The sequence below is a fragment of the Synechococcus sp. MU1625 genome (genome assembly GCF_020514205.1).
In the GTDB taxonomy this organism is placed as follows: Bacteria; Cyanobacteriota; Cyanobacteriia; order PCC-6307; family Cyanobiaceae; genus Parasynechococcus.
In genome coordinates this window covers 63965-88693 of the sequence record NZ_VTLA01000005.1, presented here as the reverse complement: position 1 = coordinate 88693, position 24729 = coordinate 63965, and the positions used below count along the sequence as shown (strand labels likewise).

Sequence of the window (24729 nt, the reverse complement as noted above, 5' to 3'; positions counted from 1 at the left end):
AGGGTGGGACTGCTTTAGGCCGCTGCAATTGGCAAGCGCCAGCCGCTGCCGAAGGCCTGGGGACTCACCTTGAGTAACGGTGCCGCCTGCCGCCGTTTGAATTCGGCCCGTTTCAGCAGCCGTTCCACCCGTTCCACCAGGGCGGGATCGTGGCCGGCTGCCACCAGGGCCTCGCCGGAGTGGCGCTCCTGAATCAGGCCTTTGAGCAGTGCATCAAGGGCGTCGTAGTCGGGCAGGGAGTCGCTGTCCTTCTGGTTGGGCCGCAGTTCGGCACTGGGGGGTTTGCGTCGAATCGCTTCCCCCACCAGCTCTCCTTGCTTCGGTAGCCCCAGCGACTGCCGGCAGCCCTGGGCGGCTTGGCTGTCGAGCCAATCGCACAGGGCAAACACGCTGGTTTTGTAGAGATCGCCAATCACCGCCAGCCCGCCGTTCATGTCGCCGTAGAGGGTGCAGTAGCCCACGGCCAGTTCTGATTTATTGCCGGTAGTGAGCAGCAATTGCCCCTGTTGGTTGGCCACGGCCATCAGCAGGGTGCCGCGAATACGGGATTGCAGATTCTCCGCCGTTACCCCTTGAGGCGCCTCCCCCAACGGTGCTGTCAGGGCATTGTCGTAGCCCTCCATTAGGCCGGCGATGGGCACAGTGTTGGTCTGCAGGCCAAGCCGTTCGGCCAAGGCCAAGGCATCGTCAATGGATCCAGCCGAGCTCCAGGGGGAGGGCATCAACAGCGTGGCCACAGCTTCCTTCCCCAGGGCAGCGGTGGCGATCACCGCCACCAGTGCGGAGTCAATGCCGCCGCTCAACCCCAGCAATGCCTTTTTGAAACCGCATTTCTGGGCGTAGTCGCGCACTCCGAGCACCAGGGCGCGGAAAAGTCGCTCCAGGGGATCCATCGGCTGGACCCGAGCAGGAGCGGGTTGGTCGCTGTCCCAGACCACGAGATGGTCTTCACAGACTGGAAGCTCCAGCTGTACACCGCCATCGGCGCCCACCACAAAACTGGCCCCGTCGAACACCAGCTCGTCGTTGCCTCCGACTTGATTGAGATAGATCAGTGGGCAGTTCAGGCGCCGCGCCGCTGCAGCTGCTAATTGCTGGCGCAGGGCGGGCTTCGCGGCATCGAAGGGAGAGGCCGCAAGATTGATGACCAGATCCGGCTGCTCTGGCATCAGTTGATCAATGGGATCCGGTCCGGCCAGACGCTCGCGTTGCAGGCCGTCATCCACCCACAGGTCTTCGCAGATGGTGAGTCCCAACCGCTTCCCGTCCGGCAAAGTCAGCAGACAGGGGCCATCGCCAGGGCGGAAATAGCGCCGCTCATCAAAGACGTCGTAACTGGGCAGCAGTTGTTTGTGGGCAATCGGCCGCCAGCCCAGGCGATTCACCAGCACGACACCATTGAGCAGCCTTGGGCTGCGGTTATCCGGTGCAGGCAGCGCTGCACCCACCAACAGGGTGATGCTGCTGCTGAGTTGGTTGACCAGCCACTGCAGCATCGCCTCCTGATGCTGGATGCGGCTGGGCTCGAGCAACTGGTCCCGGGGGGGATAGCCCCAGAGGGATAGTTCAGGGGTCAGCACAAGCTCTGCCGCCTGTTCCTCGGCACTGCGCACGGCATCCAGAATCTGCTTGGCATTGCCCTCGAAGTCGCCGACCACGGGGTTGAGTTGGGCCAGGGCGATGCGCATCAGCAGAGGCTTCCCGACAGGCCATACAGATTGTGCTGGAGTAACAGCGGCCACACCGATTCCGGAATTTCAGCTGCATTGGGTTGACGGCGCAGCTGCGAACTGGCGGTGGCGGGAACCTCAAGATCCAGCAGCTCCACCCGTCCGCCTAGATCCCGCAGCGCTTGCAGATTCGCGTCTTGGAGAGGCCAGCCCTTGCGCGGGGCGATCGCCAATCGGCACTGCGGCAGCCAGCCATCGCTTTGTTTCCAGCGGGGGATCTGGCTGGCCAGGTCGCTGCCCACCACAAACACCAGCTCCCGATCCGGCCAGTGCTGGGCGGCCCGTTGCAGGGTGATCAAGGTGTAAGGGCTGCTCAGGTGCTGGGCTAGTTCCAGGCGTTCATCCTGCAATTGCTCCACCAGCTGGCTGAGCAGCATCGCCCGCAAGGACAGGGGGGCATCATGTTGTTTCAGAGGGTTGTCGCTGGCCCACGTCGCCACTTGGCCGTAGCGGTTCAGCAGCCCTTCCAGCAGAACTTGATGGCCCCGGGTGGGTGGATCGGCGCTTGTGCCCAGCAAGGCGATGGCAGCAACGGTCATCTCAGGGCAGCAGCGGTTGGAGATCCTGCTCCAGAGCTTTCGGCCAGCGCAGCAGCCAGTGGTGCACCACGGGATCTCGTTCTGCCAAGCGGCGCAGCAGGGCTCCGGGTTGACCGCCACGACGGCGCAGCAATTGCTGCGCTACAAGCCGTCCCGTCCGGCGGCTGGCATGCACCGCCAGGGCGGCTTGAGCGAGGGCCACAGGAGCTGCCGGGGCCAGGCTGCCGCCGCTGCTGACGGGCACCAGCAGCAGAAGTGCCTGTTTGAGAGCCGCTAGTCCCAGCTGAACACCTCCCAGCAGGGCGTTATGGCTGGAGAGACGAGTCAGCAGCAGTCGTGCCGCCGCTGGCGTCATCGGCAGGTTGTAGAGGCGGCTGAGCTGAAGCACCAGGGCGGTATCGCAGGCCATGCCTCCCGCCATATCCAGTGCCACCACTGGGTTGACGGCCACACCGGTGGCCTTGGCTGCTGCGTAGCGACCGATCAGGCTCTGGGCCGTGCGGCGGTGCTGTTGCAGCCGGAGTTGCTGGCATGCTCCTTGGAAGCGGTCGGCCTGGCGTAGCGACTGGATCGCCAGCAGCAGGGTGCCTTCGCTCTCCAGCTGCTGGGTGAGCTGCTCGCGCAGGTCATGCACCTGTGGCGTTGTGATCGTGCTGCGCACCCGGCCATCGGCCTGGATCTGGGGGCTGCGGGGTGCAGCCGCAGCGGCCGTGATCGGTAGATCCACCGGCAGACGCCCGCGAATGCTGCGAAGCAGCGCGGCGCGCTCCTGCTCCGGCCAGCGATCGCTGCGATTCAAAACCACTTGTAGGGGCTTGCCACTGGCTAAAAGTGTGGTCAAGGCCTCCAGGTCAGCCCGGGTTAAGTCGCTGTCCAGCACCAGCAATACCAGGTCGGCTCCCATTGCCACACGGGAGGCCAATCGAGCCCTCCCGGCGGCATCGATTTCATCGATTCCAGGGGTGTCCACCAGCTCAACTCTGGTCAGCCCAGCAATGTCCATAGGCCAATCCACCGCCTGTTGCCGCCGGGTGCTGCCGTGAGCGACATCCGTCTGCAGCAGCGGGCGTTGGATCAATGCATTGATCAGGCTGGATTTGCCAACCCCCACCCGACCAAACAGCGCAATGCGCAGGCGCCGTTGCTGCAGCCGTTGCAGTTGACGATCCAGAAGCCGCAAGTCACCCCCCAGCAGTCCCCGTTCCTTGGCGCTCAGCTGCAGCTGGTTCCTCCAGCGCTCCAGCAGCACCTGGCAGCGTTCGACGGTGTGGGGCGGGGTGGGTTGCATCCCGCTCATGCTGCCGGCTTGCGCCACCACCCGGCCAGCACCGCCAGAACCGATTCGGCGCCGATCACGCCAACAAATCCTCCGAATTCATCCACCACCACGCGCACTCCGCTGCTGTCGCGCCGGAACCCCGTCAGCAGCCGATCGGCCCGGATCATCTCCGGCACATACTCCACCGGTTCGCAGAGGTCGACGGGGGTCAGCAGGCCACGGTTTTCCAACAGAGCTGTGAGCACCCGTTCGCGGCTGGCCACCCCAAGCACTTTGTCCACCTGATCGCCGAGCACCACCCACCAGGGGTCGTTGTTGCTCATCAGCTGGGCCCGCTGGGCTTCGATGCTCAGACCGCCGTCAAGGGTTGGTGCCGCCACCCGCGGAGTCATCAGGTCACGGGCAGTGAGATCGTTCAGCTGAAAGACCTTGCCGATCATCGCGGCTTCGTCGGCCTCGATTTCTCCCTTCTGTGAGCCCAGGCGAGCCAGCAGACGGATTTCCTCTTCGTTGGTGCTGAGCTCCGCTTCTGCGGTGATGGCCGGAAGCATTCTCTCCAGCAACAGCACAAGCGGCCTGAGCGCCAGGCCAAGCCAATGAAGCAGTGGTGCGCTGGCCAGGGCCACTGGCAGTGCCAGGCGACTTCCGAGGGCTTTGGGCAGGATTTCGCCCAACAGGATCACCAACACGGTCAGGCCCACCGAGAACACCGGCAGGGCGGCGCCGCTGATGTCCCGTTGCTCGAACACCCAGGCGGCGTAACCGCCCAGCATCAGGCTGCCGAAAATGTTGAAGCCGTTGTTGGCGATTACCAGGGCAGACAAGGTGCGTCCCAGGCGCTTGCGCAACTGCGCCAGCCTGCGGGCTCCGGGTACGGGGCGCTCCCGGGCCGCCAGTTCGTGCACTCGGATCGGACTCACCGTGAGTAAGGCGGCTTCCACGCCGGAGCAGAGGGCCGAGCCCAACAGCACCACCAAAACCAGCAGCAACAGCACCAGGAGGTCGGAGCTCATTGCCGTCTGAAACTCCTTGCATCGTAGAGGCCTTGGCCAGTTTGGCCTTGCCAACTGCCATCCTGTTCCTCTGAACTCTCTGCTGCTGTGAACGGTTTCGATTCCGGAATCCATGCGCGTCGTCGCGCCCTGTTCCTGGAGCAACTGGGCGCAGCCGCTGCGGTGATTCCCGCTGCCGCATTGGCCACCCACCACGCCGACTGCGAATGGCCCTTTCGTCAGGACAGCGATTTTTTCTATCTCACCGGTTTTGATGAGCCCGATGCAGTGGCCTTGTTGCTGCCGCATCGGCCGGAGGGAGAGCGTTACGTGCTGTTCGTGCAGCCCAAGGACCCTGCGGCTGAGGTGTGGACGGGGATTCGTTGGGGCACTGAGGGAGCTGTGGAGCGTTACGGGGCGGACGTGGCCCATCCGTTGGATCAGTTGAGCGCAAAACTGCCGGAGTACCTCGCCGGTGCCGAAGCCATTGCCTTTCGGGTTGGCCGTCACGCTTCTGTCGAATCGATGGTGCTCTCCGCCTGGGGGCGACAGCTCGACACCTTTGCCCGTACGGGGACGGCCGCCTTGGGCTTGGTGGCACCAACCCCGATTTTGCAGCGGCTGCGCCTGCGCAAGGAGCCCCACGAGCTGGAACGGCTAAGGGAGGCTTGTCGCATCTCCGCCGAAGCCCACGAATTGGCCCGTTCGATCACCCGCCCCGGCATGAATGAGGCTGAGGTTCAGGCGGCGATCGAAGCCCACTTCCGCAGCCAAGGTGCCCGCGGCCCGGCCTACGGCTCCATCGTTGCCGGTGGCGACAACGCCTGCGTGCTGCACTACACCGCCAACACGGCACCCCTCCAGGACGGAGACCTGCTGCTGATTGATGCCGGCTGTTCGCTGGAGGATTACTACAACGGCGATATCACCCGAACCTTCCCTGTGAATGGAAGCTTCTCGGCGGAACAGCGGGAGCTCTACAGCTTGGTGTTGGCAGCCCAGGAGGCTGCCATTGCTGTCGTGGCCCCAGGAGGCACCGCTGATGCGGTGCACGCCACAGCCCTGCGCTTGCTTGTTGATGGGCTGGTGGATCTGGGCCTGCTGATCGGGGACGTGGACGGGATCATCGAGCGGGGCGACTACCGCCACCTCTACATGCACCGCACCGGCCATTGGCTGGGTCTGGATGTGCATGACGTTGGTGCTTATCGGCTCGGGGAGCAACCCGCTCCGCTGGAGCCGGGCATGGTGCTCACGGTGGAACCAGGCCTTTATGTCAGCGATCGGCTCAGCGTGCCTGAAGGTCAGCCTGAGATCGACGATCGCTGGAAAGGCATCGGTATCCGCATCGAAGATGACGTTGCTGTTATCGAGACCGGCCACGAGGTGCTCACGGCTGGTGCCCTGAAGAGCGTTGCCGCGATGGAACGCTGACCCAGGATCAGCTCACTACCTGCAAGGCCACCCAGACCACGCCCACGGTGAGCAGCATCAGGCCATCCATTTCGCTGACGCGGCCGCTGATCGGCCGTACCAGGATCAGCGTCAGCACCAGCAGCACCGTTTCGATCGGATCCAGTCCGAGGATTACATCGGTGCCTGTGAATTCACCGATCGCCAGAACTGCAGGCACCGTGAGGCAGAGGGTCGCCAGGGACGAGCCGTAGAGAGTGTTGAGCGACCGCTGCAACTCCCCTTTTCCTGCGGCTTGGAAGGCATTGAGAGCTTCTGGTGCCACCACCAGCAAGCCCACGAGTAGGCCGCCGAGGGAACTGGGTAGCTCGAGGTCGTTGATGCCGGTTTCGATCAGGCTTCCCATCGATTCCGCGATCAGCACCAGCACCAGCAGGCCTGCTGCCATCAGACAGACGTTTTGCAGGATTGAGCTCTGAGATTCGTCATGGGGTGTTGGTTCCGCTGAGGTGCTTTCCGCGAGGGAAAGTTGGTCGGAGCCTTGTTGCTGAGCGGTATCGATGAAGAGGTTGCGGTAGCGGCCGACCTGGCCGCCCAGAAAAATCCCGTAAAGGCTGATCGACACGAACGTCAGCAGCCAATTGATTGGCAGCGAGTAGTTGGCCTCGAGGCTGTCCTGGCTGAAGTTGGGAAGCACCAGAGCGAGAACGCTCATGGTGGTGATCAGATTGATGTAGGCAGTCGAACCGCTCTGATTTACAGCCGCCAGGTCTTCCAGTTGCATGGGCTGGGTTCGGCCCTGTCTCTGAAACCTGGCGGCCACGATCAAGGTCACGCCCTTAACCCCCGTGAGCACGATCATCAGCACCGAGAACATCGAGTCGCGGGCCAGGGTCGGGTTGCTGTCTCCCGTCAGCATCGTGGAGGCAATCAGGGCCAGCTCAATCACGATTACGGATCCGGTCAGCACCAGGGTCCCCAGGGGCTCCGCGAGTTGCTCCGCCAGTTGATCGGCATGGTGCGCCACTCCCCGCGCCATCAGCAGCACCAGCACACTGAGCAGGCCAAGGCCAGTGAGGACGGGCAGAGCGGGTTGCAGGAGCAGCCAGTCGAGCACTGTTGTGGTTTCCAGGCTGATTAGGGCCAGGATCCCGATGAGTAGGGGAGTTTCGCGGAGAACGGCCGCCCTCATGCCATCACTCCCTCCCAGCTCAGCAGCGCTTCGGTGTTGTTCAGCACCAGATCAGCGCCGGCCTCCTTCAGCCGTTGTTCATAGATCGTGCGCGCCTTTGCCTGCCCCATGGTCTGCAGGTGAGGTGGCACCACCGCAAGACTCACGAACTGTTGCTCCGGCCAGCGTTGTCGGGCTTGAACCACGGTGTGCACATCGGCCACGGTGTCGCCTAGATAAGCCACCCGAGCTGCCTCGGTGTTTGCCCCCAGAGCCCTGGCCAGGCGGATCAAGCCTGTGGGATCTGGTTTGTCGGGGGCATCTCCCATCGCGATCAAGGGTGGATCCTGGAGCCCCAGTCGCTGCTGCAGCACGAAGCGTGCTGAGGGCGGCTCAGCACCGCTCACGAATCCCCAGCGCACCTTTCTCTGGGAGAGCGTGGCGAAAAAGCTGGCGTCCACAAGCAGGGGCTCATCGCCGATGAATCCAGTCCAGTGACTGGGGTCCCCCTCTGGATCTCCGCCGAAGTAAAAGTCGCTGAACACATCGATCAGCGCGGCCCGATCAGGCAGAGCAGCGCCGTGGCGTCGCAGCAATTCAAGGCTGGCGTCCCAGTCGTTGTTCCAGGCCCCTTCAGCCTTCAGTGCATCGATGGCATCAGCGCTGGGCTGCCAACCGCAGTAGTGCTGGACAGTGCATTGGAGGGCCCTTCGGTAACTGCCAGCGACATCGCGGATCACACCATCGATGTCGAACAGCAGGATGGTTGGTGATCCCAGAACGTCTGATGGGGAGCGGCTGGTAGGTTAGTTGTTTGTATTTCTGTCTTGAGCGCTGACACCATGCCGGTCACCGAAGGCGCTGCCCCTACCGACCAGGAGGTCGCGACTCCGTCCGCCGACGCGGCTGAAGGCGCCACCCAGGCAGCTGAAACCACTGAAAAGCCTGTAGCCAGCGAGGGTGAAGGCCGTCCTGTTCTGAAGGGTGCCGCCGCGGCTCTGGCCACGGCAACCATCGACGCCGATGGTGTTCCCTCCGGCTACACCCCTAAGGCCGACGAGGGCCGCTTCCTGCTGAAGATCCTCTGGCTTCCCGACAACGTGGCCCTCGCGGTTGATCAGATCGTCGGCGGTGGCCCCAGTCCCCTCACCTCCTACTTCTTCTGGCCCCGTGAGGATGCCTGGGAAAGCTTGAAGACCGAGCTGGAAGGGAAGAGTTGGATCACCGACAACGAGCGGGTTGAAGTGCTCAACCAAGCCACTGAGGTGATCAACTACTGGCAAGAGGAAGGCAAGGGCAAGAGCCTCGACGAGGCCAAGGTCAAGTTTCCCGATGTCACGTTCTGCGGTACCGCCTGAACCCTTTCTTCAGGTTGTTCATCCAAACCTGCCTTCGGGCAGGTTTTTTTGTGCCTGCCTGAAGGTAGGTGGTGATCCGGATGAACCATCAAAAAAGCCAGGAGTGTGAGCCCCTGGCGTATGGAATCAATCTGCGAAGCAGATGAATCAGTCGGGAGTTTTGCTGGCTTGAAGGCGGGCCCTGGCTTCATTCAGCTGCTGCTGTGCCTTGAGCTTTTCCGGAGAAGCTGGTTGGCCTTCCATACCAGCCACGACGGTTGAGGCCTTCTGGAATGCGGCTTCTGCGGTACCGGCATCGATGGCGCTGCCCAGTTCGGCTTTATTCACCAGAACGGTGACTTCATCAGCATCGACTTCAGCGAAACCACCCATCAGAGCGATGGAGTTCCAGGCTCCGTTGGCACGCACCCGCAGAACACCGATATCGATGGCGGTGAGCAGCGAAATGTGGCCGGGCAGGATGCCGAGTTGACCGGTGGTACTTGGCAGGATCACCTCGTCGGCGCTGCCATCAAAGACGTTCTGGTCTGTTGCCAGCACGCGGAGGGTGAGGGACATGAACCTTGGTTCGAAAAGAGAACGGAATGTCGAGAAACACGTGATCGGGGGTGTGATTCACACCCCCGCAATGATCACTTGGTTTCGGCGGCGATCTTCTCGGCCTTGGCTTTCACTTCCTCGATGTTGCCTACCAGGTAGAAGGCGGCTTCGGGAAGGCTGTCCAGCTCACCGGAGAGGATCTGGTTGAAACCGGCGATGGTGTCGTCCAGCTTCACGTACTTGCCGGGCATGCCGGTGAAGATCTCGGCCACGAAGAAAGGCTGGGAGAGGAACTTCTCCACCTTGCGGGCACGATCCACGGTGCGACGGTCGTCTTCCGACAGTTCGTCGAGACCCAGAATCGCGATGATGTCCTGGAGTTTCGTTGAAGCCTCAGAAAGCAATAAAAAGAATTTCAGTCCGATGACATTTTCGGTGTGTGTGATTGCAATTTTGCAATCATCGTCTTAAATCCACCAACTCTGTGAACTTTATCTTGTCAAAGAAGGACGCTGTCTTTCAGGAAAAAAGCTATGGAGAGAGTATTGACTATGGATTTTGACTCCTGTTAAAAAAAGAAAAACTCGACAAGTCCGGGCAGAAATATGCCGTCATTATTGTAGTGTGGTGATTTAAGTGATCACAAGTCTTGAGACAAGAATAAACTCATTTTAGAATTATAATAAGATTAACCTAGTCGAGGATGTTGGTAAGTTCTTTGTAGAGCTGGGTTAGGCTATCACTCCAGCTTCTTTTGGAGAAATCTTTGTATGCATTTTTTCTTATCAGATCGACTTGATTCGGGTTATGGCTTAATCGAATAAGTGTTTCAATTGACTGTTGGATGCAGGTGTCTTTCTTGAACAGGAATCCATTGAATGAATTGGAAATAACTTCTGCATTGGCGCCAACATCTGTAGCAATAACAATAACACCTTGACGCATCGCTTCGAGAATAGATAAGGGCAATCCCTCCCAATCCGATAAAAGGATAAAAATATCTGCCCAGTGGTATGCATCACGCAATTCTTCTGGAGTATGAAGAGCTGGTTCAATTATGGCTTCGAATTCCTTATCAAATATATTAGTTTGACCACCGCACACTTTCTTTCCTATAAATCTCCAATTAAGATTCTTGATATTACGGGTCTGATCGTATACTTTTTTCAATCTGTGCAATCCCTTTTGCCTGTCAAGTCTTCCCATATACAAAATATTTAGATTTTTACTTACATCTCTGTTGATGCGTTGTTCGAAAAGTTTATTATTTACTTTCTGCTCAATTTCAAATCCAGGTGCATTTGGGACGGGGATTATTTTATCGGGAGGTATCCCGGACCCCCTAAGCCAGTTTCCAAGATCATACGAGCAAGGACAAAGATAATCAAATGCATGCTCATAAGGAAGAACCGATAGAACAGGACCGAACTGTCTTCCTAAACTTGTGAGGTCATGTACATGGAGAGAATTAACCGTAATTATATTATGTTTTTTAAGACCAGCGGCTAAGGCATTTTCCTTTTTTGTTGAAGCAAATACAGCAACATCAGTAAAGTGAATAAGCGAATAAAAATCTAGAAATTTGGTTTTTAAGTCTGATTCACTCCCAAGTGAGGATCCTTCGTATCTATTGTCATTTGACGATTTTATTTTTGCGATTTTTGTATGGCCTGCAAAGATGAATTTATCAAATGTATCTTGCACTTGGTCTGTAAATTCAATATCGTTCCTACCAAAAACAACCAGGCATGTTTCCCATCCTAATTTTTTAAAGTAACTTGCAATATTTGTGATTACCTTTTCAACGCCAAATAGCTCGACAACCGGAAGAATGAAAGAAATGGATTTTTTTGCTTTATTCTTAACAACTGGCATGCACACCTTGTTGTCACATAGACTTCTTGGAATAGTGTATTCATAAGAACGAAGATGAATGCCTTGATATTTTCGTTCAAATTTAATATTGAATAATTTGGTATACTCAGATGATCGAAGTTTTGTAATATAATTGATCAATTCTAATCTTTGATCAAAAAAACAACCGTTTATTTTTTGAGACTTGGGAAGATTTAGCTGAATTGTCGAAATTGGAATCTCTGGATTCTTGGATAATATAGATTCTAGCAAGGAGAAACTCTTTTCTTTAATTAAATCTAGCATCAGCTGATTCTTGATCATCAGTATTGCGCAATTGCTAGCCTCTACGGACGAGTTATAAACAGGCTTAACCTCAAGGCCAAAACGTTTGCCATGCTTTATTGACAACATGCAAATAGAATTGTTTTTTAGTTCATTTTCTAAAGCATAATGAACGGAAGAAAGAACACCTAGCCGCTCAAGATCCGTAGTTAGTTTGCTGTCTGAAAACAAAATGAATCCTGGAAGAGAATAATTGTTTGGATCAAGGATTGAATTGAATAATTCTTCAGTAAAGGATTCTATTGTTTTTCGAATGGAGGAATTCTTTTGGCTAAAATCAGTTGCTTTTATGACTTCATTATGTTGTCTATTGATTTGAGCATAGCGGGGAGAATCAATGTGCTCTAGATCGACTATTTTTGAAAGATTGTAGAGATCGGGATGTTTTTTCTGAATTTGATATGCAATCATCTTGTCGTGTCTGTTTGAATTGCTTAACATGCTTTCTGGCCTTTTTCTGTATTCAAATCCCATATTTTCGCAATTAATACCTTTAAAACCTTTTTCGACGGCGGATAGAAAAAAATCCCAATCTTCCCACCCGAGTTTAAATGACTCATCAAAATACACGCCACTTTCAAATACTTCTTTGGAAACCATGCTGCCGGCCTCACATATATTCACATTAGAGTGAATCAGTTTAGAATATTTTCCTCCATAGCTTAAGGCCCGTCTTTGTCCAAACATATCAATATTTGGGTAGATCCAGCCTATATTCGAGTGTGAATCAAGTAGATCGAGGGACTTTTTAAGAAGATTTGGAGAAATTCTATTGTCTGCATCTAAAAAGTAAAATGCACGTAAGTTTGGGTAGTTTTTTAGCGCAAAAGAAACGCCGTGATTTCTTGCACTACTTAAGCCACCATTTTTTTTTCTTAGATAATTTACTTTGTCGCCATAAAGATCAGCGTAGGCTTTGCAGATTTTGTGAGTGCCTTTGAACGGGCATCCATCATTGACTAGGATGATATTGTAGTGAAATTGACATTCTTGTGACAAGGCAGACTCGATAGCTTCAATTAAAAGCCCTGAATGCCTATAAATTGGAATAATAATAGAAACTTTGATTAATTTATGGATTTGATTGCTCATGATAAAATAACAAGCTAACTATAGAGCTCAATATCGTAAAAATTAGACCATCCAAAAGCAACTGTTTGTTTGTCTGGAGAGCTCAATTTGGTTTTTAATAAGATGTTAAGTGAATTCCAAGCCTTATCTCTCAAATCAATCGAGATTTCGCTTTCAACCATTGGATCGATCTCAAACCAATCACTTTTTTTTGTGGCATCTGAAGCGTCATTGTCCGAGCTGTTTCGAGCCACTAATTGGTATGAAATAGGCGATGCCAATTTATGTAGTGTTTGAATCTTGCATCTAATCTGTTTTGCATTTTTTTGCCGAATTTTATTTAGGAGTACGACTGTTTCTTCTCCCCCCGCTGAGACGTGTACTTGGAGTTTGCCTGTAGTTTTATTGAATTCAATTCCATTATGTGTACGCTTTTTGCTTATGATTGAAAAGTTTTCTAAATATCGTGAAGGTGCTTTTTTCCATCTGCTTTTTGTATTTGGTTCGTTGTTTTGGTCTCCGGGTAGTAAGGCATCAATATCGATCCGTGCTTTTAGGCTGGGTAATATCTTTTTGGCTTCGAGTGCTAAAATACGATCTTGGGCAACTCCAAGGATTTTAGGTAAATAAGAGTTATTTGGATATTTATAGGATGATCTAAGGCACATATCGCAACCTCCAATCCAGGAAACTTTAAATTGTAGGGTTTTTTCCTCAGGGCCCATGCTTTCCTCTAACGCTAATGTGTAGGTTTTGAGACAGTTTTTTTTGATGTCAATTAGCCAAGTGGCGTAGATTAATTCATCTTCTTCTGTAGTTATTTGGCATTCTAGGGTGCCAAAATTGATGGACTCGTGATCTTTAATATGAATGGAAATGCTTGCAAATCCGCTGGAATTGCATGGTAGTCTTTGGGTTAAAGAAGAACCGCTTTTCAGTGTAATACTCGTTTGCTCTGCTGTTGGTGGAAAATAGAAATTTGACTCAAACAAGGAAGGAGGCGAGGACTTGACAAAATCTTCCACGACAGCGAATGATTCTCTTAGCGATGAATATTCTTTCCTGAGTGAAGCCTCGCTTTTCAGGGTATCTTTTAGAAGCTCTTTCGTAAATGCAAGTTTTTTGATCAGAGTTTTGGCGACTTCTTTGAGTATCAACTCTTTGGCTTCTCCGTCGCCTGTATCTTTTAGATTAATTGTCTGAGGTTTAGATCCGGTCGAAGATAACAGCTCCTGAATTTGCTTTGATATCTTGTGCTCAAGAGCGTCGTTAATGATGAGAATAATGTCGTTGTTAACTAATTCGGTAACGTCGATGGGTTGCCCACATTCTGCTTTGGAAATAAAAAGATTGCTTCCCGTGTAGTCTGCTTTTAGGTGAGCAGTAATCCCATCAAACTCGAGGCCTTCCAACGGTTTTCTGCTTGATGTCCAAATAAAGAAAATCATTTTATCTTCTTATTATGTTTTCAGATTTGCTGTAGCGTGATTGATTTTAAACCTTTTGGTGATTTCGCTTGGATGGCCTGAAAAAACCGCAGATTTGTTTTTGGTATCGAAAATCGCAGTTTTGGCTGCTTAGATGTTTTGCTAAATTGGAATCTTAAAAAGAAGCGAATAAGCCGAATTGCGAGTTATCCGCTTCTTTGTTTTGCAGAAGCCTAATCAGTAATCAATCGGCGGTTTTGCTGGCCTGAAGGCGAGCCCTGGCTTCATTCAGCTGCTGCTGTGCCTTGAGCTTTTCCGGAGAAGCTGGTTGGCCTTCCATGCCAGCCACGACGGTTGAGGCCTTCTGGAATGCGGCTTCTGCGGTACCGGCATCGATGGCGCTGCCCAGTTCGGCTTTATTCACCAGAACGGTGACTTCATCAGCATCGACTTCAGCGAAACCACCCATCAGAGCGATGGAGTTCCAGGCTCCGTTGGCACGCACCCGCAGAACACCGATGTCGATGGCGGTGAGCAGCGAAATGTGGCCGGGCAGGATGCCGAGTTGACCGGTGGTACTTGGCAGGATCACCTCGTCGGCGCTGCCATCAAAGACGTTCTGGTCTGTTGCCAGCACGCGGAGGGTGAGGGACATGAACCTTGGTTCGAAAAGAGAACGGAATGTCGAGAAACACGTGATCGGGGGTGTGATTCACACCCCCGCAATGATCACTTGGTTTCGGCGGCGATCTTCTCGGCCTTGGCTTTCACTTCCTCGATGTTGCCTACCAGGTAGAAGGCGGCTTCGGGAAGGCTGTCCAGCTCACCGGAGAGGATCTGGTTGAAACCGGCGATGGTGTCGTCCAGCTTCACGTACTTGCCGGGCATGCCGGTGAAGATCTCGGCCACGAAGAAAGGCTGGGAGAGGAACTTCTCCACCTTGCGGGCACGATCCACGGTGCGACGGTCGTCTTCCGACAGTTCGTCGAGACCCAGAATCGCGATGATGTCCTGGAGTTCTTTGTAGCGCTGCAGGGTGGACTGCACGGCGCGAGCGGTGCGGTAGTGCTCGTCACCCACCACTGCTGGCTGCAGCATGGTGCTGGTGGAATCCAGAGGGTCCACAGCGGGGTAGATGCCTTTGGAGGCCAGGGCACGGTTCAGCACCGTGGTGGCATCGAGGTGAGCAAAGGTGGTCGCAGGAGCGGGGTCGGTCAGGTCGTCAGCAGGGACGTAAACCGCCTGAATCGAGGTGATCGAACCTTCAACGGTTGAGGCAACACGCTCTTGAAGAGCACCCACGTCGGTACCGAGGGTGGGCTGGTAGCCCACAGCGGAAGGCATGCGGCCGAGCAGTGCGGACACTTCGGAACCGGCCTGCACGAAGCGGAAGATGTTGTCGACGAACAGCAGAACATCCTGCTTGTTCACGTCGCGGAAGTGCTCCGCCATGGTCAGAGCGGAGAGACCCACGCGCATCCGGGCGCCGGGGGGCTCGTTCATCTGGCCGTAGCAAAGGGCCACCTTCGACTTGGAAAGGTCGTCAGCGTTGATCACGCCAGACTCTTTGAATTCCTCGTAGAGATCGTTGCCTTCGCGGGTGCGCTCGCCCACACCGCCAAAGACAGACACACCGCCATGCTCTTTGGCGATGTTGTTGATCAGCTCCTGAATCAACACGGTTTTGCCCACGCCGGCACCGCCGAACAGGCCCACCTTTCCGCCTTGGCGGTAAGGAGCCAGCAGATCGATCACCTTGATGCCGGTTTCGAAAACCTTGGGCTTTGTTTCCAGTTCGGTGAGGTTGGGCGCCTCGCGGTGAATGGGAGCAGTTGTTGTGGTGTTGACGGGTCCTTGCTCGTCAACGGGCTCACCGAGAACGTTGAAGATTCTGCCCAGGGTGGCTTCGCCGACGGGCACTGAGATCGGTGCACCGGTGTCGACGGCTTCCATGCCGCGGACGAGTCCGTCGGTGCCACTCATGGCGACGGCGCGAACACGGTGGTCCCCCAGCAGCTGTTGAACTTCAGCCGTCAGAGCGACGTCATCACCTGCGGGGTTTTTGCCCTCGATGCGCAGGGCGTTGTAGATCTTGGGCAATTTCCCTGCGGGAAATTCCACGTCCAGAACCGGGCCGATCACCTGACGGATCACACCCTTGGTGCCAGCAGATGCAGGAGCAGAAGCGACCATAGGTAAGGAGAGTTGCGGGAACAGGCGCTACGCGCTCGGACCCATTCAGAGCGGCGCAACCATACCACTGTCAGTTCAACGCTCCCATCGGTTGGGTCGGCACAGCCTGCGGTTCGGACACCCGCACAGCTCTAGGACTAGAAAAGGGGCCGCCCGATTGCATACGTTGGCACTCATCGGCATCGAGTGCCAACTCGGTTCGATGCGTGGCGCATTGCGCCCTGTCCCTGCTCCTGCAAGTACCCATGGCTGCTGTTTCTCTCAGCGTCTCAACTGTTAAACCGCTCGGCGACCGCATCTTCATCAAGGTCTCCGAATCCGAAGAGAAGACCGCCGGCGGCATCCTTCTGCCCGATACCGCCAAGGAAAAGCCCCAAGTGGGTGAAGTGGTTCAAGTCGGCCCCGGCAAGCGCAACGACGATGGCAGCCGTCAGGCTCCCGAAGTCGGTGTGGGCGACAAGGTCCTCTACAGCAAGTACGCCGGCACCGACATCAAGCTCGGCAGCGATGAATACGTGCTGCTGTCCGAGAAAGACATCCTGGCTGTCGTCAACTGAGATCAGCTCCGCTGAGTTGCGGCTCAGCCATCCCTATTCATTCTCTTCATTAGGAAACGCCTTCCATGGCAAAGCGCATCATCTACAACGAGAACGCCCGTCGCGCTCTCGAGAAAGGCATCGACATCCTGGCTGAAGCCGTTGCGGTGACCCTGGGTCCCAAGGGCCGCAACGTGGTGCTGGAGAAGAAGTTCGGTGCACCCCAGATCATCAATGACGGTGTCACCATCGCCAAGGAGATCGAGCTTGAAGATCACATCGAGAACACCGGTGTTGCTCTGATCCGCCAGGCCGCCTCCAAAACAAACGACGCTGCCGGTGACGGCACCACCACTGCCACCGTCCTGGCTCACGCCATGGTCAAGGCCGGTTTGCGCAACGTGGCCGCCGGTGCCAATGCGATCACTCTGAAAAAGGGCATCGACAAGGCCTCCGATTTCCTGGTCAGCAAGATCCAGGAAATGGCCAAGCCCATCGCTGACAGCAACGCCATTGCTCAGGTCGGCACAATCTCTGCCGGCAACGACGAAGAAGTCGGCAAGATGATTGCCGACGCCATGGACAAGGTTGGCAAGGAAGGTGTGATTTCCCTCGAAGAGGGCAAGTCCATGGAGACCGAGCTCGAGGTCACCGAGGGCATGCGTTTCGACAAGGGCTACATCTCCCCTTATTTCGCGACTGACACCGAGCGGATGGAAGCCGTTCTCGACGAGCCTTACATCCTGCTCACCGACAAGAAAATCGGTCTGGTTCAGGATCTCGTGCCTGTGCTGGAGCAGATCGCTCGCACCGGCAAGCCTCTGCTGATCATTGCTGAGGACATCGAGAAGGAAGCTCTCGCCACCCTGGTGGTGAATCGTCTGCGGGGCGTGTTGAACGTTGCTGCTGTGAAGGCTCCTGGTTTCGGCGATCGCCGCAAGGCCATGTTGGAAGACATGGCTGTTCTGACCAACGGTCAGCTGATCACAGAGGACGCCGGCCTCAAGCTGGAGAACGCCAAGCTGGAGATGTTGGGCACCGCCCGCCGCATCACCATCAACAAAGACACCACCACCATCGTTGCCGAGGGCAACGAGGTTGCTGTCGGCGCCCGCTGCGAACAGATCAAGAAGCAGATGGACGAGACCGACTCCACCTACGACAAGGAGAAGCTGCAGGAGCGCCTGGCCAAACTGGCCGGTGGCGTTGCTGTGGTGAAGGTGGGTGCGGCCACCGAAACCGAGATGAAGGACAAGAAACTCCGTCTCGAGGATGCCATCAACGCCACCAAGGCGGCTGTTGAGGAAGGCATTGTTCCTGGTGGTGGCACAACGCTGGCTCACCTGGCTCCGGCTCTGGAGCAGTGGGCTGCCTCCAGCCTCTCTGGCGAGGAGCTGATTGGCGCCAACATCGTGGCTGCTGCTCTCACCGCTCCGCTGATGCGCATCGCTGAAAATGCAGGTGCCAACGGTGCTGTTGTGGCGGAAAACGTCAAGGCTCGCGCAGGTGCCGAGGGCTTCAACGCAGCTTCCGGCGAGTACGTCGACATGCTGGCTGCCGGCATCGTTGACCCCGCCAAGGTGACCCGCTCAGGTCTGCAGAATGCCGCATCGATTGCTGGCATGGTGTTGACCACTGAGTGCATCGTGGCTGATTTGCCTGAGAAGAAGGAAGCAGCTCCTGCCGGTGGCATGGGCGGCGGTGACTTCGACTATTGATGGTGGTGCGGGTGGTTTGCAAACCATCGAATCACTCACATCCCAGTCATATCAAGAGGTCCTGCGGGACCTCTTTTTTTGACTCAGTCATTGCTTTGTCAGATCTAGACGCTTCAAGACATATGACGGTTGGGGCGCGGTGTCAGCTGCAGGACATGAATGAGTAGGGGTGCAGAAGTGCGCGGGCTAATGTATTGATTCGTCTGGTTCTGTCGGGACAAATGCCACAGCGCCTCGGTGCTTTTGCCGCTCAGTTCGCCCCGGAGACGCTCCAGCGTTTTAAGGATCTCTGTCGACGCCAAGACAAGGCTTATTCCAAGGTATTGGAGCGTCTGGCGTTGTTGTACGTCGAAACGGATGGAGGAATTCTTTCTACAGCAGGCTCTGCGGCACCACCATCACAAGGCGTACAAAAAAGGCAAGTGCAAGTTGAATCACTGCAAAATAAATTGTTAGAAGATCTTTTGAAACGTGTTGAGATCCTCGAAAAGAAAGAAACGAAAATGTTGTATGAGATGGATCGTGTTTACAAGGAACTCGCTTTTTTTAAATCAGGCCTGAAAGAGCCAGGGCAATGATCGTAAGCAATTAAAACCAAGCATGTTAATTGCTGGTTTTATACTTAAGACTCCGTACTTTTTAGGTTCAACATATTTTTGATCATTTCGATCACAATCTGCACGTCTATGCTGTAGCTAATCAAGCCAATGCTAGAGTTTTCAGATCTCTTGCCTTTGGCAAACAAGTTGCCGACATCTTTGACGAGGGATTTATCGACTAATTTTACGGTAATGTTATTAATATCCATCGGGAAAACGCAATGCTTCTCGTTTGAGTGCAGGATTCCTGGCTTTTTACAAAACCGATGTGGAACCAGCTGGCCCGCACCGGCGTTCGCAACGAAAAAGTCAACAGATTGACATTGTTGGATTTTTTTTCGATAAGTTTTGCCTACAAGACTGACAACAGAGGCATTTTTAAAGGGCAATAATTTTTGCCGAATGGAATCGATAACCTCAAGATCTTGGCTGACAGGGGTTGCTTTGCTTCCCTTATTGGCACGATATTTAGTGTCTTCATATTGTGTAAATCCATCAATTACAAAAACAAATGAATTGAACCATGGTTTTAGCTGTTGTACGAGAGTTGGAAGAAAGTCTTCTTGCTCTACCCATACTCTTTTCTGTCCGGAAATGCCAAACCAAAGGGTTAGTTTTTTATTTCTCAGCGATATTTCTTTGAGTTTTTTGACAATTTGACTCCATTGATAATGAATCATTCCGCTACGCCGGTTTTCAAGGCTGTCTTTGTATACAACCTCCTCCATTTTCTCGGAATATTGATCAAGCTTCATCCCCTGATTGGATCCGATGACCAACGGGAACATCGAAAATGTATGATTGTCTTCCTCCTTAGAAGAGGTGTTTTTGTTTAAGAATTTTGGGCTAAAAAATGAATAATTGCTAATAACGGGCTTTTTGGCTTTTAAATGGACCATCCATTTGAGTTGGTCGTAAAAGTGATGGTATGGCCTGATTTGATCAAGCAAATAGCCCGCGAATATCGCTTTTTTACTTCCGCATTGATTTGAATTTTTCTTATTTTCTTTTTTGAGAACTCGCTGGAGAGGTTTTAAGATTGTATCATCACTAACTGAAGAATTGTGCTTTCCCGAGTATTTTTTCGAAAAAATAGCGTCTACAAAGGAAGTGCATTGGCATAAGATCCAATGATTTTTATTACTTGAATCGCTAAAAAAAATAAAGTTACACATTCCTTGGCGTATGCTTTTGGCTGGAAAAGTATCCAAAGATTCTATGAAAGGATGAGGCAAGCATGGTGAGCCCTTTTGCCTGTCGATTGTATTGATTAGTTCGAGGATTGGTTCGGCTTGTCTATTTTCAATGGAATGAATAATTTTTATCCACAGTGAGCTACGAACCTCTTGAGCAAGAGAACTTGGTAATTTATTAGATGGAATATTGAATTTATATTTAACCGACCTTTTGGCACGAATATTTTTTTTCATGCCGCTGTGCTCCCGCTGAGCCTTGATTATACATGCTTCCTATTTATTTTCTCGATGAAGAGTTTGCTATTGGGCGGCGTATTTATTCATTAGGGCGATTCAATCTCAATTACTCTAGAGACATCCGACTTAATGGATGCCCAGCTTGAGCTTGATCGACTCGCGGATTAAAGCTTTGAAAGTTCTGCCCTCGCGCGTTCCAATAGTTTTCCTAGCTTTAATCCTTGTGGTCGGTTCTCTTTGGCGACTTCCAAAAGTTCAACCTCCGTGGTTTTCGAAACTTTCCCTGACTGGCTCAATTCGATGATTGCGTCAACGGTGTCATTGGAGAGTTTTCGCTTGGACTCTTTGGTCAAGGTCTGTAGGAGTGTATCTCCGATAAGGCACATTGATATGGTTTCCTCGTCACGAATTTTTTGAACTTGTTCGGGCGAACTGGCTTGCGTTGCTTCATGGCTGAGCGTTGCGAGCATTGTTAACTGTTCATTTGGGTCAAGGCATGCATTAATTATTTGAAGATAATCATTATTTTTTCTGTATACTTTCTCGAGCTGTGGCTTAGCAAGCTTGGATTGATGGGCCTCCAGCTCGGGTTGATTTTTAATTAATGCATCTGAAATTCTTGTGCTAATCCACGGGAATTTACTGTAGTAAAGAGCGTTGATCATGATCAGAATCTCAAGTTCTTTCCGGCTTAGGCTTCGATTGATAGTCGCTCCAGCCATCTGGTCTGCGGGATAGAGTTCTTCGGCGCCAATAAATTTGAAAATTAATTGTGAGATGTCTTGTTTGTGCCGTGAGTAATTAATGATTGTATTGGAGATATTTGACTGAGTCATCAATTCAATGATTTCAGCAGCCTTTGCATGATGGGATGATATGAAATGTCTTGCTCGAAGGAATTGTTCTAGTGGCATGGAGTCTCCATGTCGCTTAACGCGTTGTTGGTATTCGGAAGAAAGCATCTCTTCAATCTCTCGTACTGCCAGAATGATGTGTATGTCAATATTGTTCTCCCACTTGCTTTTGTTTTGAATCAATTCTGGAATCAGCCAAAAAAGTGTTTCCGAACTTAAAATAATTTTTGAATTGTCTCCATTGCTTTTGGCGATTTCTAGCAATTCATCGCTCAAACTCATTTCGGAGTTGGGCTCCCAATTCCCAGACGTAATTTCCAGACGAGATGCTCGATCCCGTAGCGATTGCTGAATGGGATAACTGATTCCTTGCTCGGCTAAATCGTTTGAAGCGATAGCAAGCGATGACTGGATAGCGGAAGTGCCGGTTTTGCCATGACCAATGTGCAGGAAAAGCTTTGTTTTTTTCACTGCACTCCAGTTGTCCCTACAACTTTAGCATTGGCTTTGACGTTGTTGTTTGCATTCTGTAGTGAAAATTCTAGGCATTGCGTTGAGCCGCTATTTTGCTCTAATCTTTATTGAAATAGGGGCTTCTGAGGTTTTAAATGACGCGAAGGTTGGTCATTCATGTTGGAGCTCAGAAGTGTGCTTCTTCCTCTCTTCAAGCCTCTCTCCGGCTTGTTGCTCAAGCGTCGAAGGGTGGTCTTGGATTTTGCTTTTTAAATCCAGCGCAACTGCGCGATGCAGATCGAGCGCTAAAGATGAATCGCGATACTGCCTTTAAGTATGTCGATCGTGTTATTTCCGCTCAATCGAGTTCCCAGGTTGTTATTAGCCATGAAATGCTCGGCAATCGTCCAGCCCTTGTCTGTTCGATGGCGGAACGGGCTTTGGAAAAACATTCCTTTGATCATGTTGTTATATCTGGATACTCTAGACTGCAATCTAATTATCATGTATCCGCATTCTCTCAATGGTTTTTTAGAGATCGAAAGAAGCTTCTTGATGATTTGAAGGTTTTATCCGTTCGTAATTTAAATTGGCGTCAATTTACGGCGCTTGAGCGTAGCCTCCTCGCTTTGTCTTTTATTGGTAAAGACCGCAATTGGTATTCCAATTATCAACGTTTTTATGACGGGGTCAGGGAACTCGGCGATTCTGTCAGTGTCGTGAGTTGTCATATCCCAACACGCTCCCACCCTTACTCATTGCTTGAGCATTTTTTGTCTTCGACAGGGATATCCTTAGAGCTTGAAGATTTAGAATCCTTTGATGTGCGAAAGAATCTTTCCTTTCATCCGGTTTTGATTCATGGGATGTCTGAATATCTCAGCTCATTGCGGCCGGTGCAGCAGTCGTTTTTTCCGCTCCCCCATGAAGGGAATCGATGGCTCTTTCGTGTTTGCAAGCGTCTCTCTGGTGGTGAGGATGTAATGGCTGAATTTGATTCATTGTTTTCGCCTCGTCTTCAGCATTCTCTGATCGGTCATCTCGATTGCAGGGCATCATCGAGTAATAGGCAATATTGTGAGTTGATGGCTGTTGATTTTAATTATTTTCAGCCTTCTGATGAGGCTTCGCTTTTGTCGGAAGTAGAGTTGATGGACCTTGCCGTAGATGCCGCTCAGAGTCGCAATATAGAAGATATAGAGCGTTTCAATCGCAGGATTGAAAATGCATGTATGCAGAGTATGCGTGCAGAAATAGTGAGTTCCTGAGTGCTGATTGGTTTAGGTCAGCCAACCAGCACTAAGGATCACGGCCAAGGAAAGGAACAGTGCAAGACAGGTCCAGGTCAACCTGTTCAACGTGGCTTCCGCGCTGCTGGCGCTGCTGAACATTGAGCTGCCGCTGGCAGCCAGTCCACCCATGCCATCACCTTTAGGGCTGTGCAGCAGCACAAGGACAATGAGAAGAATGCCGGTGCCGATCCAGCTCCAGGACAAAATTGAGGTCAGCATCAGACGGAAAGAGGCAAGCGAGCGGTCTTGGGTGTTGGGTCCATGTTGGACATGGGCGCAATCAGGCTGAGGCCGGTCATGGCCTCCGGTTGCGGCAGGTCGAGGATCTGAAGCAAGGTTGGTGCGATATCGGCCAGACCCCCGTTATCGCGGAGGGTGATCCCATTGCCATGGCCAGGCAGCTTGCGCCGTTCTCCCTCGATCAGGATCACGGGTACAGGATTGGTGGTGTGGGCTGTCCACGCCTGTCCATCCGGCCCCTCCATCAACTCTGCATTGCCGTGATCGGCAGTGATCAGCATGGTCCCGCCTTGACGCCCCACAGAATCCAACAAGCGGCCTATGCATCCATCAACCGTTTGAATGGCCTCCTTCGCGGCATCCATCACACCGGTATGCCCAACCATGTCGGGGTTGGCGTAGTTGATCACAATCAGCGAATATTCAGCCTTTTTGATGGCAGCAACGCAGCTGTCGGTGAGTTGATCGGCAGACATCGCCGGTGAAAGATCATAGGTGGCGACTCTTGGAGAGGGCACCAGGTGGCGATCTTCTCCATCCAAAGGTTGTTCGATCCCACCGTTCATGAAGTAGGTGACGTGGGGATATTTCTCGGTCTCGGCTGTGCGGTACTGCTTAAGCCCCGCGTCAGCCACCACTTGGCCCAGCAGCTGGTCGAGCGGCTCCGGTGGGAAGACGACGTGGACGGGCAGATCCTGTTCGACCTGGGTGAAGGTCACGACGTCCAATGAGGGAACGCGGCTGCGCTCGAACGATTCAAAGTCTGCAAGGCAGAGCGCCTGCACGATCTGACGAGCGCGATCGGGGCGGAAGTTGAAGACCAGAACACTGTCGCCTTCATTGATGACGCTGTTATGCAGGCGCACTGGTTCGAGGAATTCATCGGTGATTCCCTCGGCATAACTGGCAGCCAGCACCTGATCAGGTTTACGGCTGTCAACGGCGATCTCCGGATCGGTGTAGAGCTTGTAAGCCTTTTCGGTGCGATCCCAGCGCTGGTCCCGGTCCATGGCCCAGTAACGGCCACAGAGGCTGGCGAGCTGGCCTACGCCGCATCTGCTTAGAGCTTCTTCCACCTGGCTGATGTAGTTCGGTGCGCTCTGGGTTGGTGTGTCGCGACCATCAGTGATGGCATGGACGGCGACATCGGAGAGGCCGCTATCGGCAGCCCACTGGATCAGTCCACAGAGGTGGTTCACATGGCTGTGGACACCGCCATCGGAGCAGAGGCCAAGCAGGTGCAGGGTCCCTCCCCGCTGTTGGACCCGTTCCACCAGCGCCTTGAGCACCGGCCTCGTACCCAGTTGATTGCTTCGCACGGTGTCGCTGATCCGCACCAACTCTTGGCGGATGATGCGCCCCGCACCGATGGTTAAGTGGCCTACCTCTGAATTGCCCATCTGCTGATCGGGCAGGCCAACGTGGGATCCGCTGGCTTCAATCAGCGTGTGCGGATACGCATGCCACAGGGCATCCATCACCGGTGTGCCGCTTTGTTGGATCGCGTTGTGCTCGCTTGCGTCCCGGTGGCCCCAGCCATCAAGAATGGCGAGGACAACAGGTGCCACTGTTCCGGAGCGACCTGAACCGTTGGTAGTGCTGTTCCCCACGTTCACCCGCGACCGACGGTTCTTAAGGACTTTTGCAGAATCAACCTAACGCTCCGTCAGCCCTCAGGCTGCAATTTCACCC

At 53.4% G+C, this 24729-nt stretch carries 21 protein-coding genes and 1 pseudogene; 6 read left to right on the top strand and 16 right to left on the bottom strand.

Features of this window, described 5'->3' with window-relative positions; translation table 11 throughout:
• Positions 1 to 14 precede the first annotated feature (14 nt).
• From FZX13_RS09620 to FZX13_RS09605, 4 genes are read right to left on the bottom strand one after another with little or no spacing between them, the layout of a single operon-like run.
• Positions 15 to 1688 carry an NAD+ synthase gene (locus FZX13_RS09620; RefSeq protein WP_226409402.1) on the bottom strand — a complete coding sequence of 558 codons (1674 nt, stop codon included), beginning with the start codon at positions 1686 to 1688 and terminating at the stop codon, positions 15 to 17.
• Positions 1688 to 2269 carry a nicotinate-nucleotide adenylyltransferase gene (locus FZX13_RS09615; protein ID WP_115022406.1) on the bottom strand — a complete coding sequence of 194 codons (582 nt, stop codon included), beginning with the start codon at positions 2267 to 2269 and terminating at the stop codon, positions 1688 to 1690. Before FZX13_RS09615 ends, FZX13_RS09620 begins: the two co-directional genes overlap by 1 nt.
• A gap of 1 nt (position 2270) precedes the next feature.
• Positions 2271 to 3566: a GTP-binding protein gene (locus tag FZX13_RS09610; RefSeq protein WP_226409446.1), complete on the bottom strand. Its 1296-nt coding sequence runs from the start codon at positions 3564 to 3566 to the stop codon at positions 2271 to 2273.
• Entirely contained in the window at positions 3563 to 4561 is a 999-nt protein-coding gene (locus FZX13_RS09605; RefSeq protein ID WP_226409401.1) for a CNNM domain-containing protein, read from the bottom strand. The genes FZX13_RS09610 and FZX13_RS09605 overlap by 4 nt, the downstream gene beginning before the upstream one ends.
• Before the next feature lie 87 nt (positions 4562 to 4648).
• On the opposite strand from FZX13_RS09605, the gene FZX13_RS09600 reads away from it, so the two are divergent.
• A complete protein-coding gene (locus tag FZX13_RS09600) occupies positions 4649 to 5974 on the top strand; it encodes an aminopeptidase P N-terminal domain-containing protein (protein WP_226409400.1) in 1326 nt (441 codons plus the stop codon).
• A gap of 7 nt (positions 5975 to 5981) precedes the next feature.
• Here the strand turns inward: FZX13_RS09600 and FZX13_RS09595 are convergent, their stop codons facing one another.
• Positions 5982 to 7145: a calcium:proton antiporter gene (locus FZX13_RS09595; RefSeq protein WP_226397976.1), complete on the bottom strand. Its 1164-nt coding sequence runs from the start codon at positions 7143 to 7145 to the stop codon at positions 5982 to 5984.
• Complete coding sequence (locus tag FZX13_RS09590) at positions 7142 to 7864, bottom strand: HAD-IA family hydrolase (RefSeq protein WP_370630805.1); 723 nt, start codon at positions 7862 to 7864, stop codon at positions 7142 to 7144. The genes FZX13_RS09595 and FZX13_RS09590 overlap by 4 nt, the downstream gene beginning before the upstream one ends.
• Positions 7865 to 7966: 102 nt before the next feature.
• On the opposite strand from FZX13_RS09590, the gene FZX13_RS09585 reads away from it, so the two are divergent.
• Entirely contained in the window at positions 7967 to 8482 is a 516-nt protein-coding gene (locus FZX13_RS09585; protein WP_226409399.1) for a 30S ribosomal protein PSRP-3, read from the top strand.
• Positions 8483 to 8629: 147 nt separating this feature from the next.
• Here FZX13_RS09585 and atpC (FZX13_RS09580) read toward each other — a convergent pair whose 3' ends face one another.
• The 6 genes and pseudogenes from atpC (FZX13_RS09580) to atpD all read right to left on the bottom strand — a co-directional run bounded on the left by atpC (FZX13_RS09580) (position 8630) and on the right by atpD (position 15912).
• On the bottom strand, positions 8630 to 9040 hold the full coding sequence (gene atpC, locus FZX13_RS09580) for an ATP synthase F1 subunit epsilon (RefSeq protein ID WP_115022395.1): 411 nt from the start codon (positions 9038 to 9040) through the stop codon (positions 8630 to 8632).
• 74 nt (positions 9041 to 9114) lie between these two features.
• Positions 9115 to 9405 (bottom strand): annotated as a pseudogene (locus FZX13_RS09575) (F0F1 ATP synthase subunit beta); the annotation flags it as partial.
• Between the two features lie 310 nt (positions 9406 to 9715).
• Positions 9716 to 12313, bottom strand: coding sequence for a glycosyltransferase (locus tag FZX13_RS09570; protein ID WP_226409398.1), 2598 nt, complete (start codon positions 12311 to 12313; stop codon positions 9716 to 9718).
• Between the two features lie 14 nt (positions 12314 to 12327).
• Entirely contained in the window at positions 12328 to 13740 is a 1413-nt protein-coding gene (locus tag FZX13_RS09565; RefSeq protein WP_226409397.1) for a DUF6212 domain-containing protein, read from the bottom strand.
• A 223-nt stretch (positions 13741 to 13963) separates the two neighbouring features.
• The gene (atpC, locus tag FZX13_RS09560; protein WP_226409396.1) at positions 13964 to 14374 is read right to left on the bottom strand and encodes an ATP synthase F1 subunit epsilon; all 411 of its coding nucleotides are present in this window, start codon (positions 14372 to 14374) and stop codon (positions 13964 to 13966) included.
• Between the two features lie 74 nt (positions 14375 to 14448).
• The gene (atpD, locus tag FZX13_RS09555; RefSeq protein WP_226409395.1) at positions 14449 to 15912 is read right to left on the bottom strand and encodes a F0F1 ATP synthase subunit beta; all 1464 of its coding nucleotides are present in this window, start codon (positions 15910 to 15912) and stop codon (positions 14449 to 14451) included.
• 245 nt (positions 15913 to 16157) lie between these two features.
• Here atpD and groES point away from each other — a divergent pair, with 245 nt between their 5' ends.
• The 3 genes from groES (at position 16158) to FZX13_RS09540 (ending at position 18744) form a co-directional block, all read left to right on the top strand.
• Positions 16158 to 16469, top strand: coding sequence for a co-chaperone GroES (groES, locus tag FZX13_RS09550; RefSeq protein ID WP_115022391.1), 312 nt, complete (start codon positions 16158 to 16160; stop codon positions 16467 to 16469).
• Between the two features lie 65 nt (positions 16470 to 16534).
• Entirely contained in the window at positions 16535 to 18166 is a 1632-nt protein-coding gene (gene groL, locus FZX13_RS09545) for a chaperonin GroEL (protein WP_226409394.1), read from the top strand.
• A 221-nt stretch (positions 18167 to 18387) separates the two neighbouring features.
• A complete protein-coding gene (locus FZX13_RS09540; RefSeq protein WP_226409393.1) occupies positions 18388 to 18744 on the top strand; it encodes a hypothetical protein in 357 nt (118 codons plus the stop codon).
• A gap of 44 nt (positions 18745 to 18788) precedes the next feature.
• Here FZX13_RS09540 and FZX13_RS09535 read toward each other — a convergent pair whose 3' ends face one another.
• Together FZX13_RS09535 and FZX13_RS09530 are read right to left on the bottom strand one after the other, a co-directional pair.
• Positions 18789 to 20195, bottom strand: coding sequence for a hypothetical protein (locus tag FZX13_RS09535; protein WP_226409392.1), 1407 nt, complete (start codon positions 20193 to 20195; stop codon positions 18789 to 18791).
• 167 nt (positions 20196 to 20362) lie between these two features.
• Positions 20363 to 21523, bottom strand: coding sequence for a hypothetical protein (locus FZX13_RS09530; RefSeq protein ID WP_226409391.1), 1161 nt, complete (start codon positions 21521 to 21523; stop codon positions 20363 to 20365).
• A 137-nt stretch (positions 21524 to 21660) separates the two neighbouring features.
• Between FZX13_RS09530 and FZX13_RS09525 the strand changes: the two genes are divergently transcribed.
• Positions 21661 to 22773, top strand: coding sequence for a hypothetical protein (locus tag FZX13_RS09525; protein ID WP_226409389.1), 1113 nt, complete (start codon positions 21661 to 21663; stop codon positions 22771 to 22773).
• A gap of 12 nt (positions 22774 to 22785) precedes the next feature.
• On the opposite strand, the gene secG is transcribed toward FZX13_RS09525, so the two are convergent.
• The gene (gene secG / locus FZX13_RS09520; RefSeq protein WP_115022383.1) at positions 22786 to 23016 is read right to left on the bottom strand and encodes a preprotein translocase subunit SecG; all 231 of its coding nucleotides are present in this window, start codon (positions 23014 to 23016) and stop codon (positions 22786 to 22788) included.
• Positions 23016 to 24653, bottom strand: coding sequence for a 2,3-bisphosphoglycerate-independent phosphoglycerate mutase (gpmI, locus tag FZX13_RS09515; RefSeq protein WP_226409387.1), 1638 nt, complete (start codon positions 24651 to 24653; stop codon positions 23016 to 23018). Before gpmI ends, secG begins: the two co-directional genes overlap by 1 nt.
• Between the last annotated feature and the right edge of the window lie 76 nt (positions 24654 to 24729).